The organism is Rathayibacter sp. AY1B6, assembly GCF_002932755.1.
Lineage (GTDB): Bacteria > Actinomycetota > Actinomycetes > Actinomycetales > Microbacteriaceae > Rathayibacter.
On sequence record NZ_PSWL01000010.1, the window covers coordinates 11566 to 28856 of the forward strand.

The following is a 17291-nucleotide window of genomic DNA, read 5'->3' on the forward strand; positions in this document are numbered from 1 at the left end:
GAGGATCCGCATGCCGCGGACCGCGCCACCCGCCTCCTCCGAGCAGCGCGCCCGTACCCTGACGGGCGTGCCGGAGCAGCCGCCCGGCGCGATCCGGTGACGAGGGAGCCTCCGTGACGCAGAGCGACGACGACCGCGGGCCCGCGCAGCCCGACTTCTCGAAGGAGCAGGAGGGCTACCGCCCCGGGCTCAAGCCCCGGCAGCTGCAGATGATCGCCATCGGCGGCGCGATCGGCACCGGCCTCTTCCTCGGCGCCGGCGGCCGCCTCGCCACCGCAGGTCCCTCGCTGGTCGTCGTCTACGCGGTCTGCGGCGTCTTCGCTTACCTGATCCTCCGCGCGCTCGGCGAGCTGGTCCTGCACCGGCCGAGCTCGGGCTCCTTCATCTCCTACGCCCGCGAGTTCCTGGGCGAGAAGGCCGCCTTCGTCGCCGGCTGGATGTACTTCCTGAACTGGGCGATGACCGCGATCGCCGACGTCACCGCGGTGGCCCTGTACGTGAAGTACTGGTCGCTCTTCTCCTCCGTGCCCCAGTGGCTCCTCGCACTCATCGCCCTGGTCGTCGTGCTCTCGCTGAACCTCGTCTCGGTCAAGGTCTTCGGAGAGCTGGAGTTCTGGTTCGCGCTGATCAAGGTCACGGCGCTCGTGGTCTTCCTGGTGATCGGCGTCGTCGTGCTCGCCGCGGGCTGGCCGCTGCAGTCCGGCGGCGTCGCCGTGGACCCCGGGATCAGCCTCTGGAACGACAACGGCGGCATCCTGCCCGGCGGCCTGATCGCCAGCGTCCTGGTCGTCCAGGGCGTGGTGTTCGCCTACTCCGGAGTCGAGCTGGTCGGCACGGCGGCGGGCGAGACCGCGGAGCCGGCGAAGGTCATCCCGCGCGCGATCAACTCGGTCATCCTGCGCATCGCCGTCTTCTACGTCGGCTCGGTGCTGCTGCTGACGCTGCTGCTGCCCTACACGGCCTACTCGAAGGGCGAGAGCCCGTTCGTCACGTTCTTCAGCTCGCTGGGCGACGGCTCCTCGGGCGAGATCGCCGGATCGATCATGAACTTCGTCGTCCTGACGGCCGCGCTCTCCAGCATCAACGCCGGGCTCTACTCCACCGGCCGCATCCTCCGCTCCATGGCGCTCAACGGCTCCGCCCCCGCCTTCACCGGCCGGATGAACAAGCAGGGCGTGCCCTACGGCGGCATCCTGCTCACGGCGAGCATCACCCTGATCGGGATCGTGCTCAACCTCTTCGTGCCGTCCGAGGCCTTCGAGATCGTCCTCAACGTCTCGGCGCTGGGGATCGTCACGGGCTGGGGCATGATCGTCCTCTGCCAGATGCAGCTGCAGCGCTGGGCGGCCCAGGGGCGCCTGGAGCGCCCGTCCTTCCGGATGCCCGGCGCCCCGGTGACCTCGTGGCTCACCCTGGCGTTCCTGGTGATCGTCGTGGTCCTGATCGCCGTCGACTTCCCGACCGGCACCTGGACCGTGGGCATCGTCGCGGTGATCGGGGTGCCCGCCCTGATCGTGGGCTGGCACGTCGCGAAGCCGCGCATCCTGGCGATCGCCTCCGCCCGCGACGGCTTCACCGGCGCCCACCCCGTCATCGCCGCCCGCCCGGCCTCCGAGGCCAAGCGCGACGAGAACGAGCGGCGCCGCGAGTAGGGCGGGTCAGCGCCGGCGGAGGTAGCGCAGGAGCAGCGTGTCGCCGGCGCTGAGCACGTGCGCCAGGTGCTGCGGGCGCGGTCCGGGGACGTCGCCACGGGCGAGCCGCCCGGAGTCCCCCGCCTCGAGCGTCGGAGCGACGGTCAGGCAGAGCTCGTCGACGGCGTCCGCGGCGAGGAGGGTCCCCAGCAGCGACGGACCGCCCTCGCAGTGGATCCGGCCGAGCCTTCGCTCCGCGAGCTGCGCCCGCATCCGCGTCGCGTCGAGCTCTGCGTCGCCGCAGACGAGCACGTCGGCGACCTCGGCGAGCTCTGCGCGGCGGCGGACCGGTGAGGAGCCGGTGGTCACGACGATCGGGCGCACCGGCGCCTCGGTGAAGATCCGCGAGGCGGGATCGAGGTCGAGCGACCCCGAGACGATCGCGAAGACGGGCTGCGGGGCCAGCCCGCTGCCGAGCCGGGCCTGCACGGACTCGTCGCTCAGCACCATCGGGCCGTAGCCCTCGGTCCGCACCGTGCCGGCCGCGACGAGCACGACGTCGGCGAGCCGGCGGAGCAGGTCGAACACGCGCAGGTCCGCCGCGCCCCCGAGGTCTCCCGAGACGCCGTCGCGGGTGACCGCTCCGTCGACGCTCGCGACGAAGTTGACCCGGAGCCACTGCTCGCCCGCACCGTCCGCGTAGAGGGCCAGCAGAGCCTCGTCGGACAGGTCCTGTCCGGCCGGCGACAGGCCGTCGATGCGGGCGCTCACGCCGCCGGCTCCACGTTGTGGCGGAGGAAGGCGGGCGCTCGCCAGCCGAGCACCGCCTCCGTCATCCGCACGGCGTCGACCGCCTGGCGCACGTCGTGCATCCGCACGATCCGCGCGCCGTTCAGGATGCAGATCACCGCGGCGGCGAGGGAGCCCTCGAGGCGCTCCCCCTGCGGCCGGTCCAGCGCCTCCCCGATGAAGTCCTTGTTGGACACCGCGGCGAGCACCGGGAAGCCGAGCGCGGCCACCTCGCCCAGCCGGCGGGTGAGCTCGAGCGTGTGCAGGGTGTTCTTGTTCAGGTCGTGGCCCGGATCGACGACGATCCTCTCGGCAGGCACCCCACCCGAGAGCGCGCGATCGACGCGGCCGCGCAGGTGGTCGACCACGGTCGCCACGACGTCGTCGTACTCGGGCCTCTCCGGCTCGCTGCGGGGAGCGCCCACGCTGTGGGTGATGACGAGCTGGGCGGAGGAGGAGGCGACGACCTCGAGCATCCGGGGGTCGTGCAGCCCGCTCGTGTCGTTGATGACGGAGGCGCCTGCGGCGATGCTCGCGCGCGCCACCTCGGCGCTCGTCGTGTCCACCGAGACGACCACGTCGCTCCGCTCCGCGATGCCCGCCACGACGGGGACGACACGGTCGAGCTCCTCCTGGAGCGTGACGGCGGGGCCGCGGCCGAACGGCACACCGCCGATGTCGACCCAGTCGGCGCCGAGCTCCGCGGCGCGCACGGCGGCCGCGATGGCGCTGTCCAGGGCGAAGGTGGAGCCCTTGTCGTAGAAGGAGTCGGGCGTGCGGTTCACGACCGCCATCACGGCCACCTGCCGCTCGAAGTCGAACTCTCGTCCGCCGATGTGCCGCGTGGTCATGGGCGCGTCCCTCCCGCTCGGAGCGCCGGGAGAAGGCCGGCGCCGCTCACCCTAGACGAGCGGGGTCGGCGGAGGCTGGAGCGGTCCGCCCTCGAGCAGCGCCTGGAAGAGGACGTGGTCCTGCCACTCCCCGGCGATCCGCAGGTAGCGCCTCGCGACGCCGATCCGCTCGAAGCCGTTGCGCTGCAGCACGGTCTGCGAGCCGACGTTGTGGAGGAGCGTCCCGGCCTGCACGCGGTGCAGCCCCAGATCCTCCCGCGCGGTCCGCAGGACGGCTCCGACTGCGCTGGTCATCACGCCGCGGCCCTGCCGACCGCTGTCGAGCCAGTAGCCGAGATCGGCGCTGTCGAAGGCGCCGCGGACGATGTTCGCGAGAGTCAGCCGACCGACGATCACGCCGCCCGCGTCGAGGACGAGCGGGAGCACGCTGCCGGCCCGGTGCGCGGCGAGCGCGTCCGCGACGGCGTCGGTCTGGCCCCCCGCCTCGAAGAAGCGCGACGAGCGCGTCGGCTCCCAGGGCGCGAGGTGCCGGCGGTTGCGCCGGTACGCCGCGGCGAGGGCCGGTCCGTCGTCCCGCGAGACGAGGCGGAGGAGGGTGCCCTGGTCGTCGACGGGGATCGGGGCGGGCATCCTGCGAGGGTAGCGCCGGTGCCGGGAACGACAGAACCCCCGGCCGGAGGCCGGGGGTTCTCGTGGTGGGCGATACTGGGATCGAACCAGTGACCTCTTCCGTGTCAGGGAAGCGCGCTACCGCTGCGCCAATCGCCCGTTGCTCCGTGCGGAGCGCCTCGTTCGGTGAACGATCGAGGTGGATACGGGATTCGAACCCGTGTATACGGCTTTGCAGGCCGCTGCCTCGCCTCTCGGCCAATCCACCGTGTACGGGATTCGGTGTCGGCGGCCCGAGGGCCGACCAGGTGGGAGGCACCCGAAGGTGCCGTCCCGATGACGCCGGTCCGAGGACCGGTGTTCGAGCGGATGACGAGATTCGAACTCGCGACCCTCACCTTGGCAAGGTGATGCGCTACCGCTGCGCCACATCCGCATGTAGGTCGTACTGGTGTTGCCTTCTTACGTGTCGTGCTGTCGTTCTGCCTGTCCGGCGCTTTCGCTGCCCGGCTCGACCTAGAAGAATGTATACGACAGCGGCGCCGGAATCCAAATCGAGCCTGCGCCGATCCCGTCACTCGGAGTCCGATCCGCGTCTTTCCGCGCGAAACCGGCTCGACGCCGTCCGTTCACCCGGGCGTGGCGGGCGTCGGCGGTGCATCCGGACCCCGCGGATCCGCTACGATCGTCTCTCGGGTCGTCCAGCACGTCCCCCTGGGCGATTGGCGCAGTTGGTAGCGCGCTTCCTTCACACGGAAGAGGTCATCGGTTCGAGTCCGGTATCGCCCACCCTCACCCCCGGTCCGTGCTCACGCACGCGGCCGGGGGTTCTCTCGTCCCGCCGCGGCCGTCCTCCGTCGTCGCCGCGCCCAGTCGAAGGAGCCGACCCGCGATGATGGGCCGCTCGCACGCCGTCTCCGGTGCGCTCGCCTGGGCCGTCGCCGCCTCCGTGCCCACCGTCGCCGGGCCCCTCGGCCTCGCGGGTCTCCCGCTGGACCTCCGGCTGGTCGGCCTCGGAGTCGCCGCAGGCTGGGCCCTGGTGCCCGACGCGGACCACGCGAGCGCGACGGTCTCCCGATCGGCGCCAGGTGCCTCCCTGCTCACGGCGACCGCGGGCCGGATCAGCGGAGGGCACCGGCACGGCATGCACTCGCTGCTCGCGGTCGCCGTCGTCTGGTACCTGGTGCCGGTGCTCACGGCGCTGCGCTTCCCGGTGCCGGTCGTCGGCCCCGTCGCCGTGGCCGCCGTCCTCACTCTGCCCGCCCTCGCCTTCGCCGCGAAGGCCGTCCGGGCCGCCCCCTCCTGGCGCATCGCGTGGGCCGGGGCGACCGTCGTCACGGTCCTCCTCGTCGCGCTCGCCGACGGCACCTGGGCGTGGCTCCGGGTCGCCGCGACGCTGGGCTACCTCGTGCACGTGGCCGGCGACGCCCTCACGACCGGCGGGATCAACTGGCTGTGGCCGCTGCGCGTGCGCCTGCCGCGGCGCCTGCGCCGGACGCCGCTGCGCCACGTGTGGACCACCGGCGGCTACGCCGCGCTGCCCGTCCTCGGCTCCGCCGGCTCCTGGCGCGAGACGGTCCTCTACTGGCTGATGTCCGCGGCGACGGTCGTGCTCACCGCCTCGATGATCACGGCCGAGCTGCTGTAGCCCCGGGCGCTCCCCTCAGAAGACCTTCCCCGGGTTCATGATCCCCAGCGGGTCGAACACGGCCTTGATCCCGCGCTGGAGCGCCAGCGAGTCCTCGCCCAGCTCCTCCGCCAGCCAGCGCCGCTTGAGCAGTCCCACGCCGTGCTCGCCCGTGAGCGTGCCGCCGAGGGCCAGGGCCGTGCGGAAGAGCTCCGCGGCGGCCTCCCAGACGTCCTCCCCCACGGGTCCGTCCCCCGCGGGCAGCACGAAGTTCGGGTGCAGGTTCCCGTCCCCCGCGTGGGCGACGGTGGGGATGCTGAGCCCCGTCCGCTCCTCGATGCCGCGGATCGCCGCGAACATCGCCGGCAGCGCGGAGCGGGGCACGCAGACGTCCTCGATCAGCACGCGGCCCTCCGCCTCGAGCGCCGGGTGGAAGGCCCGGCGGACGGCCAGCAGAGCCTCGCCCTCGGCCGGGTCCTCGGTCGCCTCGGCGGCGCCCCCGGAGGCGGTCAGGATCTCGAGGACGCGCTGCGACTCCGCCACCGCTCCTCCGCCGTCCGTCTGGACGAGGAGGTACGCGGCGCCACGGTCCAGTGCAGCTCCGGTGTAGCGCGAGATCGCGGTGAGCGCCGCTTCGTCCATCAGCTCCATCACGGCGGGACGGAGCCACGCGGCGGTGATCGCGGCGGAGGCGGCGGCCGCGGCGACGACGCTCGGGAAGTACGCGCCGACGGTGACCACGCGCCCGCTCGGGATCGGGCGGAGCTTCACGGTGGCCTCGACGATGACGCCCAGAGTTCCCTCGGAGCCGGTCAGGAGCGCGGTGAGGTCGTACCCGGTGACTCCCTTCACGCTGCGACGGCCGGTGCGGAGCAGGCGTCCGTCGGGGAGGACGACGGCGAGCCCGAGCACCGCCTCCCGGGTCACGCCGTACTTGGCGCAGAGCAGTCCCCCGGCGTTCGTCGCGATGTTGCCGCCGATGCTCGAGATCGCTCGGCTCGCGGGGTCGGGCGAGAAGACGAGGCCGTGAGGCGCGACGGCGTCCGACAGCGCCTGATTGACGACCCCGGGCTCGACGACCGCCAGCTCGTCCTCGAGCGACACCTCGAGGATGCGGTCCATCGCGGCGGTCGAGAGGACGAGCGCTCCCTCGCTCGCCACTCCCCCGGCAGCGAGGCCCGTTCCCGCTCCCCGCGGCACGACCGGGAGCCGGTGCTCGGTCGCGATGCGCAGCGCCGCCTGCACGTCCTCGACCGAGCGGGCCGCGACGAGCGCGAGCGCGCGACCCGGTGCGGCGAAGCCCGACTTGTCGGTGTGCACGGCGTCGAACTCGGAGCCCTCGGTCAGGACCGCGTCTCCGAGCGCGTCCCGCAGCTGTCGGAGGATCTCGTGGTCGTGCATGGTTCACTCCGTGCGGTCGCGGGCGGGTCCTCCCGATCCTTCCACGGGCGGGAGGCAGGATGGCGGGATGACCGGAGAGACGCGATGGCCGCGGTGACGAGCGCGGGGATCCTGCTGCACCGCGAGGGCCCCTCCGGCACCGAGGTGTTCCTCGGGCGGATGGGCGGCCCCTTCTGGACCCGGCGCCCACGGGCGTGGTCGATCCCGAAGGGCGTGCACACGGGCGACGAGACGCCGCTCGACGCCGCGCGAAGGGAGTTCGAGGAGGAGATCGGTGCTCCTCCGCCCGTCGGGGAGCTGACCCTCCTCGGCGCGTTCCGGCAGAGCGCGGCCAAGACGGTCACGGTCTTCGCCGGGCGCGGAGACGCGGACACGGTCTTCGTCGCGAGCAACACCTTCCAGCTGGAGTGGCCGCGGGGCTCCGGCGTGCTGCGCAGCTTCCCCGAGCTGGAGGACGCCCGGTGGCACCCGATCGACGAGGCCCGCGCGCTGGTGGTGGCCGGGCAGGTCGCCGCCCTCGACGCGCTGGCCGAGCTGCTGGCGGATGCGGACGGCGGGGACCGGGCCGGTACCGCCCCCTAGTCGGCGGTCGCGTAGACGCGCAGGCCCAGCGGCACGATCCGCACCACGGCCTCGTCGAAGCCGTCGCGGGAGCCGTCGAAGCACTCGGTCTCGCCGTCGTGCGCCCACTCGGGGTCGTCTCCCGCGGGCCGGCGCGCGCCGACGGTGATCTCCGGCGTCGAGAACGACTCGACCACGGGCGCCCGCCAGCCGGGCACACGGCCGACCACCGGTGTCGCGGTCCGCCCGAGCAGGAGCGAGAGCGCGCCCCGGGTGCGCGGAGTGCGCCCCGAGTGCAGGATGCGCACGTCGAGGTGTCCGTCGTCGAGACGTCGCCGGGCCAGCGGGGCGGCCGTGCGCGGGTGCTCCTGGTTCACCCCGACGAAGTACGACCAGACGAGCTGCGTGCTCCCGTCGCGCCGGAGCTCGAAGGGGTCGGTGCGCCGGACGACCGAGAGGGCCGCGATCACGGCGGCGAGCGGCTTGCCGATCCGCTTCTCGCGCTTCTCCCGGGCCGCGACGAACTCCGGGTAGACGCCGATCGAGACCGTGTTGAGCACCGTCACCGGGTCTCCTCCGTCCGCGACGACCTCGGCCACGTCGACGTCGCGGCGCTCGCCGATCGTCGCCGCGTCGAGCGCGTCCTGGACGGTCAGCAGCCCCAGCGCCTTCGCGAAGTGGTTCATGGTCCCGCCCGGCAGCACGAGCAGCGTCATCCCCTCGGCTCGGGCGAGAGCGGCACCGACCGACATGGTGCCGTCCCCGCCGTAGATCCCGAGCACCCGGGGCGGAGAGTCCCCCGAGCGCGCCTCGCGCACCACGTCGGCGAGGTCCTCGCCCTCGGTCAGCCGGTGCACGCGCGCCTTCGGGAACCGGGCTCGGACCAGCGGCTCGGGATCGGGGCGGTGCGAGTCCCGGCCCGCGCCGGGGTTGAGGACCACGAGGAGTGCGGCACCGTCCCCCAGCGGGCTGCGGTCGACGGGGGGCCGGGTCGCGCGCTCCGAGACGGGCACGTGGCGCGGCTCGGCCGGCAGGACGGCTCGGCCTATGACCGCGACCGCCGCGCCGAGCGCCGCGCCGCCGAGGACGTCCGAGAGCCAGTGGACGCCGACGTGCAAGCGGGAGAAGGCCACAGCCGCGGCGAGCGGGGCGACCGCCGCCCCCACTCGGGGCGACTCGAGCGCGACCCCGGCGGCGAAGGCGGCGGCGCTCGCCGCGTGCCCCGAGGGGAAGGACGCGGACGTCGGCACCGTCGCCAGGCGCCGGCCGACCGGGACGTCGACGAGGAGCGGCCGGTCGCCGCCGAACACGCGCTTGCCGACCAGGTTCGCGAGCGCGCTGGCCGCGGCGAGCGAGGCGGTCCCCCGCAGAGCCTCGCGGGGACGGCCCGCCAGGAGCAGCAGAACGCCGACGCCGGCCCAGAGGACTCCGTGGTCCGCGGCCCGGGAGAGCCCCACGAGCGCCCCGTCGACGACGGGCGACGGGCGACGGGCGTTCAGCCGCCGGGCCGCGCGCGCGTCCGCCCGGCGCACGACGCGCGGGACGGTGACGAGTCGGCGGAGCAGGACGGACGGGGGTCGGGTTCCGCGGAGTGCCATGCGCTCAGCGTAGGAGGAGGCGCCTCCGCGGTCCCTGGACCGGTCGACGTCGCGCTAGACCTCTCCGAAGCCCGACTCGACCAGATCGCCGAGGCGGCCGACCGCCTCCCGGGCCTGCGGCCCCGTCGCCGAGAGGACGACCTCGTCCCCGCGGTCGAGCCCCAGGGACATCACGCCGAGCAGGCTCGTGGCGTCCTTGCCGTTCGCGTCGATCCGGGCGTCGAAGGTGGCGGCGAGCGTCACGAAGTCGGCCGCGGGACGCGCGTGCAGGCCGTTCGGGTTGATCAAGCGGACACGGCGCTGCACGCGCTCGTCATCGGGCGCGGTCTCCTCGTCGGGAGCAGCGGGCGCCTCGCCCCGGGCCGACTCCGCGGCGGCGAGCACCTCGTCCAGCGACGCCCCCGTGCCCGCGGCGACAGCGGCAGCGACGGCCCCCTCCACCAGCGGGGCGTCGGCGATCCGGACCCGGGCGCGCGCGTCGTCGTCCAGGAACTCCACCGCGGTCTCCGCCGTCATGATCGCCGAGCCGAGGTCGCAGAGGACGACGACGCCCTCGCCGGAGTCGGCCTCCGTCAGGGCCGCCGTGATGCGGTCGAAGCTGGTGCCGATGCCGCCGTCGTCCGTCCCGCCCGCGGCGACCAGCGCGACCGAGGCCGCCATCTGCTCCGCGAGCTCGACCAGCCCCTCCGCCAGTCGCGCGCTGTGCGAGACCAGGACCAGCCCGACGCTCACGCCGCCGCCTCGGCCGCCGCGCGGAGCAGGAGCACGGTCGACACGCTTCCGGGGTCGCGGTGCCCGATGGCGCGCTCTCCGAGGTAGCTGGCGCGTCCCTTGCGGGCGACCAGCGGGTCCGTCGACTCCGCTCCGCTCTGCGCCGCCTCCGCCGCCGCAGCGAGGACGTCGGCCGGTGCCGCTCCCTCCTCGGCGGCGGCCGTCGCCGCGTCGACCGCCGGCGTCCACGCGTCCACCATCGTCTTGTCGCCCACCTCGGCCTTGCCGCGGAGCACGATGCCGTCCCTCGCCGCGGCCAGGAGCGCTGCGACGTCCGCGCCCTCGAGCGCGTCCCTGCCCGCGACCGCGGCGGAGGCCTTCAGGAACGCCGTGCCGAACAGCGGGCCCGAGGCGCCGCCGACGGTCGAGATGAGCGTCGTCGCGACCAGCTTGAGCACGTCCGCCGGGACCCCCTGCTCCGGCGCGGCGTCCAGCTTCGCGACCACGGCCCGGAAGCCGCGGTCCATGTTCTCGCCGTGGTCCCCGTCGCCGATCGCCCGGTCGAGCGTGATCAGCTCGACCCGGTGCTCCGCGATCGCCTCGGCGGCGCGGCGGATCCACGCCGTCGCCCACGCCGCGTCGAGCCCGGCTCCCTGTGCGTCCTGCATCGTCGTCTCCTCCTCGTGCGCCGCTCCTGCGGCCGTCGTCCCGGTCATGGTGTGCGCGCGGGCGCTCAGCGTCCCCACCGCAGCGCCGCGGTCTGCACCGGGGAGTCCCACAGCTCGGTCAGGGCGTCGTCGAGCTTGAGGACGGTGAGCGAGAAGCCCTGCATCTCGAGCGACGTCGTGTAGTTGCCGACGAGGCTGCGCGTGACGGTGATCCCCTTCTCGGCCAGCGCTTCGGCTGCGCGGCGGTAGGCGAGGTACAGCTCGATCTGCGGCGTGCCCCCCATGCCGTTCACGAGGAGGAGCACGTCGTCCCCGGAGGAGAACGGCAGGTCCTCCAGGATCGGGCCCAGGATCCGGTCGACGATGCGGTCGGCCGGCTCCAGCGCGATCTTCTCCCGGCCGGGCTCGCCGTGGATGCCGATGCCGATCTCGATCTCGTCCTCGCCCAGCTCGAAGCTCGGCTCGCCCGCGTGCGGGACGATGCACGGCGTGAGCGCGACGCCCATCGAGCGCACGTTCGCGATCACCGTCTCTGCGATCGTCGCGACCTCGTCGAGGGAGTCGCCCCGCTCGGCAGCGGCGCCCGCGATCCGCTCGACCAGCACGGTGCCGGCCACGCCGCGACGGCCCGCGGTGTAGAGCGAGTCCTTCACCGCGACGTCGTCGTCGACGATCACGCTGCGCACCTCGATCCCCTCGGCGCCGGCGAGGTCGGCCGCGGTCTCGAAGTTCAGGACGTCGCCCGTGTAGTTCTTCACGATGTGCAGCACCCCTGCGCCGCCGTCGACGGCCTGCGTGGCCGCGACGATCGGGTCGGGCGTGGGCGAGGTGAAGACGGGACCGGGGACGGCGGCGTCCAGCATCCCGAACCCGACGAAGCCCGCGTGCAGCGGCTCGTGCCCGCTGCCGCCTCCGCTGACGATGCCCACCTTGCCCGAGCGGGGCGCATCGGCCCGCACCACGAACAGGGGATCGGACACCACCCGCACCAGGTCGGCGTGCGCCAGGCCGAAACCGGCCACCGACTCCATGACGACGTTCTTCGGGTCGTTGATGAGCTTCTTCATCGAGGTCTCCTCCAGGATCGGGCCACCACTCGGGCGTCCCGTGACCTGCGGGCGATCCGGCGCGTGGTGGATCGCCGCCCGCACCGTCGCGGACAGCAGCCCCACGTTACGCCCTGCGCTCGCGCCTACGGCAGCGGGACGACGGCGCGCTGCGTCTCGCGGACCCACTCCTCGAGCTTGGCCGTGGCGGCCCCGGAGTCGACGGCCTCCGCCGCGCGGTCCATCGACGTCCGCAGGCGCTCCAGGATGGGCGTGCGCACCAGGTCCGGGTCGCGCGCCAGGTCGAACGCCGCGAGGCCCGCGGCCGCGTTCAGGAGGACGATGTCGCGGACGGGGCCACCGTCCCCCGCGAGCACCGAGCGCACCACGCTCGCGTTGTAGGCGGCGTCGCGGCCGCGCAGCTCGTCGATGCGCGCCCGGGGCAGACCCAGGTCGCGCGGGTCGAGGTCGTGCTCGACCACGGAGCCGCGCGACACCTCCCAGATGTGGCTGTGACCCGTGGTCGTGAGCTCGTCGAGGCCGTCGTCCCCGCGGAACACCAGAGCCGTCGCCCCGCGCGTCTGGAACACGCCGACGACCAGCGGCACCCGGTCGAGGTGCGCCACACCGACCGCCGACGCCTCGGGACGCGCCGGGTTGCAGAGCGGGCCGAGGAAGTTGAACACCGTCGGCACGCCCAGCTCGGCGCGCACCGGGCCGGCGTGCCGGAACCCGGGGTGGAAGAGGGACGCGAAGACGAAGGCGATCCCCGTCCGCCGGAACACCTCGGCCACCCTCTCGGGAGAGAGGGAGAGGTCGACCCCGAGTGCCGCGAGCACGTCGGACGAGCCGGAGGAGGAGGACGCGGCCTTGTTCCCGTGCTTCACGACGGGCGTGCCGGCGGCGGCCGCGATGATCGAGGCGGTGGAGGAGATGTTGACGGTCCCGAAGCGGTCCCCGCCCGTCCCGACGATGTCCAGGGCCATCGGATCCACGTCCAGCGGCACCGCGTGGTCGAGGATCGCGTCGCGGAAGCCGACGATCTCGTCGACCGTCTCGCCCTTCGCCCGGAGGGCCACCAGCAGTCCCGCGAGCTGCGCCGGAGTCGCCGCGCCCTCCATCACCTGCTCCATGGCCCACGTCGCGTCGGAGACGCTCAGATCGGAGGACTCGAGGAGTGCGCTGAGAACGTGCGGCCAGGACAGGGTTTCCGACATGGCTCCCAGATTATGCGACGAGGATCGCCTCCCGGCTAGTGCGACTTCCCTCCCCTGCCATCGGCCATAATGGTCTGTGTGACGAGCACCTCTCTCTCCCCCACGGCCACCGCGCCCGTAGTGAACCGACCCAACCCGGTCGCGGTCGGAACGATCGTCTGGCTGGGCAGCGAGGTCATGTTCTTCGCGGGCCTCTTCGCGATCTACTTCACCCTGCGCAGCACCTCCCCCGAGCTCTGGGGCGCCGAGACCCAGATCCTCAACGTCCCCTACGCGGGCGTGAACACGGTGATCCTCGTGGCCTCGTCGTTCAGCTGCCAGTTCGGCGTGTTCGCCGCCGAGCGCCTGCAGCCGCGCGCGACGGGCCTCAGCCCGTTCAAGTGGGGGATGGTCGAGTGGTTCTTCCTCACCTACGCCCTGGGCGCGGTCTTCGTCTCCGGCCAGGTGCTCGAGTACGCGACCCTCGTCTCCGAGGGCGTCACGCTCTCCAGCAACGCCTACGGCTCCGCCTTCTACCTGACGACCGGCTTCCACGCCCTGCACGTCACCGGCGGCCTCATCGCGTTCCTCCTCGTCATCGGCCGCGGCTTCGCGGTCAAGAACTTCGGCCACAAGGAGGCGACGAGCGCCATCGTCGTCTCGTACTACTGGCACTTCGTCGACGTCGTCTGGGTCGGCCTGTTCGCCGTCATCTACTTCCTCAAGTGACGCGCCCGCCGATGCCCCACTCCACTCCCGACCCCCGCAGGAAGGACGCCTCGATGGCCTCCCCGAAGACGAAGAGCCGAGCCAAGAAGGGTCGCCGCCACCCGCTCGCCACCCTGGCCCTGATCGCCATCGGCCTCGGGCTCACCGGCGGGACCTACGCCGCGGTCGGCGTCGCGACGTCCGCCTCCGCGGAGACGTCGTCCACCAGCCAGCAGACGATCGACGAGGGCTCGAAGCTCTTCGCCGCGAACTGCGCCACCTGCCACGGACTCGACGCCGCGGGCACCGACAACGCTCCCTCCCTCATCGGAGTGGGCGCGGCGTCGGTCGACTTCCAGGTCGGCACCGGCCGCATGCCGATGCAGATGCACGGCCCCCAGGCGCTCGAGAAGCCGGTCCAGTTCACCGACGAGCAGGTCGGCGAGCTCGCCGCCTACGTCGCGTCGCTGGCCCCCGGCCCCGCGATCCCCGAGGGCGAGGTCCTCGACGGACAGGGCGACGCCGCGAACGGCGCCGAGCTGTTCCGCATCAACTGCGCCATGTGCCACAACGTCGCCGGAGCCGGCGGCGCGCTCACCGAGGGGAAGTTCGCTCCCCCGCTGGGCGGCGTGACCGAGGCTCACATCTACGAGGCGATGGTCACCGGCCCGCAGAACATGCCGGTCTTCAACGACCTGAACATCTCGCCCGAGGACAAGCGCGACATCATCTCGTACCTCAAGTACATCGAGGCCAACCCGTCCCCAGGCGGATTCGCGCTCGGCTCCCTCGGACCGGTCGCGGAGGGCCTGTTCCTCTGGATCTTCGGCCTCGGCGCGATCGTGGCCCTGACGGTGTGGATCACCGCCCGATCCAACTAGACGACTGCAGCGCCCTGACGGGCGCGACTGACCCACGGCACCGACTGGTGCCGACACGGCGTGAAAAGGAGAACCATGGCAGAGCACGATGAGGGTGGCACGGACCTCGCCACCTCGTCGGCCACCGGGCACGGAACGGCTCCGGCCGGCACCGCGGTCGTGACGCGGGACCGCGTCCAGGACCCGGGCCTCCCGCCGCACCGCCCCCGGATGACCGACCTCGACCCCAAGGTCGAGAAGCGTGCCGAGCGCACGGTGTACACGCTCTTCTACCTCTCCTTCGCGGGCTCGATCTTCGCGGTCGCCGCCTACATGGCGTTCCCGATCACCGAGGACGTCGCGTCGGTCCGGCTGAACACGCTGTTCATCGGCCTGGGCATGTCCCTCGCGCTCCTGGGCATCGGCATCGCCGCCGTCCACTGGGGCAAGCAGCTGATGTCGGACCACGAGGGCATCGACATCCGCCACCCCGTCCGCAGCGCGGAGCCCACCCGCGCCCGTGCGCTCGAGATCTTCGACCAGTCCGACAAGGAGTCCGGCTTCGGCCGCCGCTCCCTCGTCCGGAACAGCCTGATCGCCTCCCTCGTCGTGTTCCCCCTGCCCGCCGTGATCCTGTTCCGGGGCCTCGGCCCGCAGGACCAGAACCCCGTCGCCCTCCTCAAGACCACGCTGTGGGAAGAGGGCACGAGGCTCACCCTGGACCCGTCGGGAGCGCCGATCCTCGCATCGGACGTCACCCTCGGATCCGCCTTCCACGTCATCCCCGAGGGCCTCAACGACGCCGAGGGCAAGCTGGAGGAGAAGGCCAAGGCCGCCGTCCTCCTGATGCGCCTGAAGCCCGAGGACCTCATCGTCAGTGAGGGTCGCGAGACCTGGAACTACGACGGAATCGTCGCCTACTCCAAGATCTGCACGCACGTCGGCTGCCCTGTGGCGCTGTACGAGCAGCAGACCCACCACCTGCTGTGCCCGTGCCACCAGTCGCAATTCGACATCACGCGCGAGGCCGCCGTCATCTTCGGCCCGGCGAAGCGTCCGCTTCCGCAGCTCCCCATCACCGTCGACGCCGAGGGTTACCTGGTCGCCAGAAGCGACTTCACGGAGCCCGTCGGACCGTCCTTCTGGGAGCGATGACTCACATGTCCACCACCACCCCCTCACGCCCCTCCAGCTCCCCCGCGGAGCCCGAGGACGGCGTCATCCTCGGATCCGGCAAGTTCCAGAAGGGGTACGTCGGAGCGGCGTCGAACTACATCGACGAGCGCACGAGCATCTCCGCGGTCGTCAAGGAGTTCGGTCGCAAGATCTTCCCCGACCACTGGTCCTTCCTGCTCGGCGAGGTCGCGCTCTACAGCTTCGTCATCATCCTGCTGTCGGGCACCTTCCTCACCTTCTTCTTCCAGGCCTCGATGGTCGAGACCCATTACGAGGGCAGCTACCTCCCCCTCAAGGGCATCGAGATGTCGGCGGCGATGTCGTCCTCGCTCGACATCTCCTTCGACATCCGCGGCGGCCTGCTGATGCGGCAGATCCACCACTGGGCGGCGCTGCTGTTCGTGGCCTCGATCGGCCTGCACATGCTGCGCATCTTCTTCACCGGCGCGTTCCGCAAGCCCCGCGAGCTCAACTGGGTCATCGGCTTCGTCCTCTTCATCCTCGCGATGGCCGAGGGCTTCACCGGCTACTCCCTCCCCGACGACCTGCTCTCGGGCAACGGCCTCCGCATCATCGACGGCATGGTCAAGGGCATCCCGATCGTCGGCACCTGGATCTCGTTCCTGCTCTTCGGCGGCGAGTTCCCGGGAACCGACATCGTCGGCCGCCTCTACACGCTGCACATCCTGCTGCTGCCGGCGCTGGTGCTCGCGTTCATCGCCCTGCACCTCGTGTTCGTGGTCGTCCACAAGCACACCCAGTTCCCCGGTGCGGGCAAGACCGAGCAGAACGTCGTCGGCTACCCGGTGCTGCCGGTCTACGCCGCGAAGGCCGGTGGATTCTTCTTCATCGTCTTCGGCGTCGTCGTCCTCATCGCCTCGCTGTTCACGATCAACCCGATCTGGAACTACGGCCCGTACGACCCCTCGCCCGTCTCCGCGGGAACCCAGCCCGACTGGTACATCGGCTTCGCCGACGGCGCCCTGCGCCTCGTCCCGCCGGGACTCGAGTGGGCCATCCCGGGCATCGGAACCCTGTCGTTCAACATCCTGATCCCGCTCGTCGGTCTCGGTCTGTTCATCGCCGTGGTCATGCTCTACCCGTTCCTCGAGGCGTGGATCACCGGTGACAAGCGCGAGCACCACCTGCTCGACCGCCCGCGCAACGCCGCGACCCGCACCGCGATCGGCGCCGCCGGAGTCAGCTTCTACGCCGTCCTCTGGGCTGCCGCGTCGTCCGACCTCATCGCGACGCACTTCCACCTCACGATGGAGGGTGTGATCCACGGCCTGCAGTTCCTGCTCATCGCGGGTCCGTTCATCGCGTACTTCATCACCAAGCGCATCTGCCTGGCGCTGCAGAAGAAGGACCGCGAGATCGCGCTGCACGGCTTCGAGTCGGGCCGCATCGTCCGCCTCCCCGGCGGCGAGTTCATCGAGGTGCACCAGCAGCTCGACGAGTACGAGCGCTGGAAGCTCGTCGGTCAGGACGAGTACGAGCCGCTGATGATCCGTCCGGACTCGCGTGGCCGCATCACCGCCCCGCAGCGCGTCCGCGCCGGCCTCTCCCGCTGGTTCTTCGAGGACCGGATCACCCCCGTCACCCAGAAGGAGCTCGAGAGCTCGCACAGCGAGCACTGACCCTCCCCCGAAGGGCCCGGACGTTCATTCGTCCGGGCCCTTCGTCGTTCCCGCGGGAGGTCGCGCCGGCGCCTCGACGCCGCCCGCCCGTTCGACCCTCCAGAAGTTGTCGCACTCGGCGTCGAGTGCGACAACTTCTGGACAGTCGAACCGGTCCCGTCCCGCCGTGCTCGGCCGCCGACGACGATCCCGCGCTCGAGGCCCGCGGCCCTGTCGACG

The 17291-nt window shown here is 72.3% G+C and carries 16 protein-coding genes and 4 tRNA genes; 8 read left to right on the top strand and 12 right to left on the bottom strand.

The window, feature by feature from the left end; genetic code table 11:
• Positions 1 to 113 precede the first annotated feature (113 nt).
• Positions 114 to 1652 carry an amino acid permease gene (locus C5D08_RS06985; protein WP_258067344.1) on the top strand — a complete coding sequence of 513 codons (1539 nt, stop codon included), beginning with the start codon at positions 114 to 116 and terminating at the stop codon, positions 1650 to 1652.
• A 6-nt stretch (positions 1653 to 1658) separates the two neighbouring features.
• Here the strand turns inward: C5D08_RS06985 and C5D08_RS06990 are convergent, their stop codons facing one another.
• From C5D08_RS06990 to C5D08_RS07015, 6 genes are all read right to left on the bottom strand, one after another.
• Entirely contained in the window at positions 1659 to 2402 is a 744-nt protein-coding gene (locus C5D08_RS06990) for a pyrimidine reductase family protein (RefSeq protein WP_104276420.1), read from the bottom strand.
• Positions 2399 to 3271 (bottom strand): dihydropteroate synthase, encoded by an 873-nt coding sequence (folP, locus tag C5D08_RS06995; protein ID WP_104276421.1) that lies wholly within the window; start codon positions 3269 to 3271, stop codon positions 2399 to 2401. The genes C5D08_RS06990 and folP overlap by 4 nt, the downstream gene beginning before the upstream one ends.
• A 51-nt stretch (positions 3272 to 3322) precedes the next feature.
• On the bottom strand, positions 3323 to 3901 hold the full coding sequence (locus tag C5D08_RS07000) for a GNAT family N-acetyltransferase (protein WP_104276422.1): 579 nt from the start codon (positions 3899 to 3901) through the stop codon (positions 3323 to 3325).
• 63 nt (positions 3902 to 3964) lie between these two features.
• Positions 3965 to 4039: transfer RNA gene (locus C5D08_RS07005), tRNA-Val, on the bottom strand.
• Positions 4040 to 4077: 38 nt separating this feature from the next.
• A tRNA-Cys gene (locus C5D08_RS07010) sits at positions 4078 to 4148 on the bottom strand.
• Between the two features lie 96 nt (positions 4149 to 4244).
• A tRNA-Gly gene (locus C5D08_RS07015) sits at positions 4245 to 4316 on the bottom strand.
• A 280-nt stretch (positions 4317 to 4596) separates the two neighbouring features.
• Here C5D08_RS07015 and C5D08_RS07020 point away from each other — a divergent pair.
• Both C5D08_RS07020 and C5D08_RS07025 read left to right on the top strand, forming a co-directional pair.
• A tRNA-Val gene (locus C5D08_RS07020) sits at positions 4597 to 4669 on the top strand.
• Positions 4670 to 4772: 103 nt separating this feature from the next.
• Positions 4773 to 5528, top strand: a complete 756-nt coding sequence (locus C5D08_RS07025) for a metal-dependent hydrolase (RefSeq protein ID WP_104276423.1) — start codon at positions 4773 to 4775, stop codon at positions 5526 to 5528.
• Positions 5529 to 5543: 15 nt separating this feature from the next.
• Here the strand turns inward: C5D08_RS07025 and C5D08_RS07030 are convergent, their stop codons facing one another.
• A complete protein-coding gene (locus C5D08_RS07030) occupies positions 5544 to 6908 on the bottom strand; it encodes an FAD-binding oxidoreductase (RefSeq protein ID WP_104276424.1) in 1365 nt (454 codons plus the stop codon).
• Positions 6909 to 6992: 84 nt separating this feature from the next.
• Between C5D08_RS07030 and C5D08_RS07035 the strand changes: the two genes are divergently transcribed.
• Positions 6993 to 7490: an NUDIX domain-containing protein gene (locus tag C5D08_RS07035; protein WP_104276425.1), complete on the top strand. Its 498-nt coding sequence runs from the start codon at positions 6993 to 6995 to the stop codon at positions 7488 to 7490.
• On the opposite strand, the gene C5D08_RS07040 is transcribed toward C5D08_RS07035, so the two are convergent.
• From C5D08_RS07040 to trpD, 5 genes are all read right to left on the bottom strand, one after another.
• On the bottom strand, positions 7487 to 9067 hold the full coding sequence (locus tag C5D08_RS07040) for a bifunctional phosphatase PAP2/diacylglycerol kinase family protein (RefSeq protein WP_104276426.1): 1581 nt from the start codon (positions 9065 to 9067) through the stop codon (positions 7487 to 7489). The genes C5D08_RS07035 and C5D08_RS07040 overlap by 4 nt on opposite strands.
• Positions 9068 to 9121: 54 nt before the next feature.
• Positions 9122 to 9799: a dihydroxyacetone kinase phosphoryl donor subunit DhaM gene (gene dhaM, locus C5D08_RS07045; protein ID WP_104276427.1), complete on the bottom strand. Its 678-nt coding sequence runs from the start codon at positions 9797 to 9799 to the stop codon at positions 9122 to 9124.
• Positions 9796 to 10446, bottom strand: a complete 651-nt coding sequence (gene dhaL / locus C5D08_RS07050; RefSeq protein WP_104276495.1) for a dihydroxyacetone kinase subunit DhaL — start codon at positions 10444 to 10446, stop codon at positions 9796 to 9798. The genes dhaM and dhaL overlap by 4 nt, the downstream gene beginning before the upstream one ends.
• A gap of 65 nt (positions 10447 to 10511) precedes the next feature.
• The gene (gene dhaK / locus C5D08_RS07055) at positions 10512 to 11513 is read right to left on the bottom strand and encodes a dihydroxyacetone kinase subunit DhaK (RefSeq protein ID WP_104276428.1); all 1002 of its coding nucleotides are present in this window, start codon (positions 11511 to 11513) and stop codon (positions 10512 to 10514) included.
• Positions 11514 to 11638: 125 nt separating this feature from the next.
• Positions 11639 to 12709, bottom strand: a complete 1071-nt coding sequence (gene trpD, locus C5D08_RS07060) for an anthranilate phosphoribosyltransferase (protein ID WP_104276429.1) — start codon at positions 12707 to 12709, stop codon at positions 11639 to 11641.
• A gap of 69 nt (positions 12710 to 12778) precedes the next feature.
• Here trpD and C5D08_RS07065 point away from each other — a divergent pair, with 69 nt between their 5' ends.
• The 4 genes from C5D08_RS07065 to C5D08_RS07080 all read left to right on the top strand — a co-directional run bounded on the left by C5D08_RS07065 (position 12779) and on the right by C5D08_RS07080 (position 17072).
• Positions 12779 to 13417 carry a heme-copper oxidase subunit III gene (locus tag C5D08_RS07065; protein ID WP_104224647.1) on the top strand — a complete coding sequence of 213 codons (639 nt, stop codon included), beginning with the start codon at positions 12779 to 12781 and terminating at the stop codon, positions 13415 to 13417.
• 53 nt (positions 13418 to 13470) lie between these two features.
• Complete coding sequence (locus C5D08_RS07070) at positions 13471 to 14277, top strand: c-type cytochrome (protein ID WP_104224648.1); 807 nt, start codon at positions 13471 to 13473, stop codon at positions 14275 to 14277.
• Positions 14278 to 14352: 75 nt separating this feature from the next.
• Positions 14353 to 15411, top strand: coding sequence for a ubiquinol-cytochrome c reductase iron-sulfur subunit (locus C5D08_RS07075; protein ID WP_104225358.1), 1059 nt, complete (start codon positions 14353 to 14355; stop codon positions 15409 to 15411).
• Between the two features lie 5 nt (positions 15412 to 15416).
• Positions 15417 to 17072 (top strand): ubiquinol-cytochrome c reductase cytochrome b subunit, encoded by a 1656-nt coding sequence (locus C5D08_RS07080; protein WP_104276430.1) that lies wholly within the window; start codon positions 15417 to 15419, stop codon positions 17070 to 17072.
• Positions 17073 to 17291: the final 219 nt, after the last annotated feature.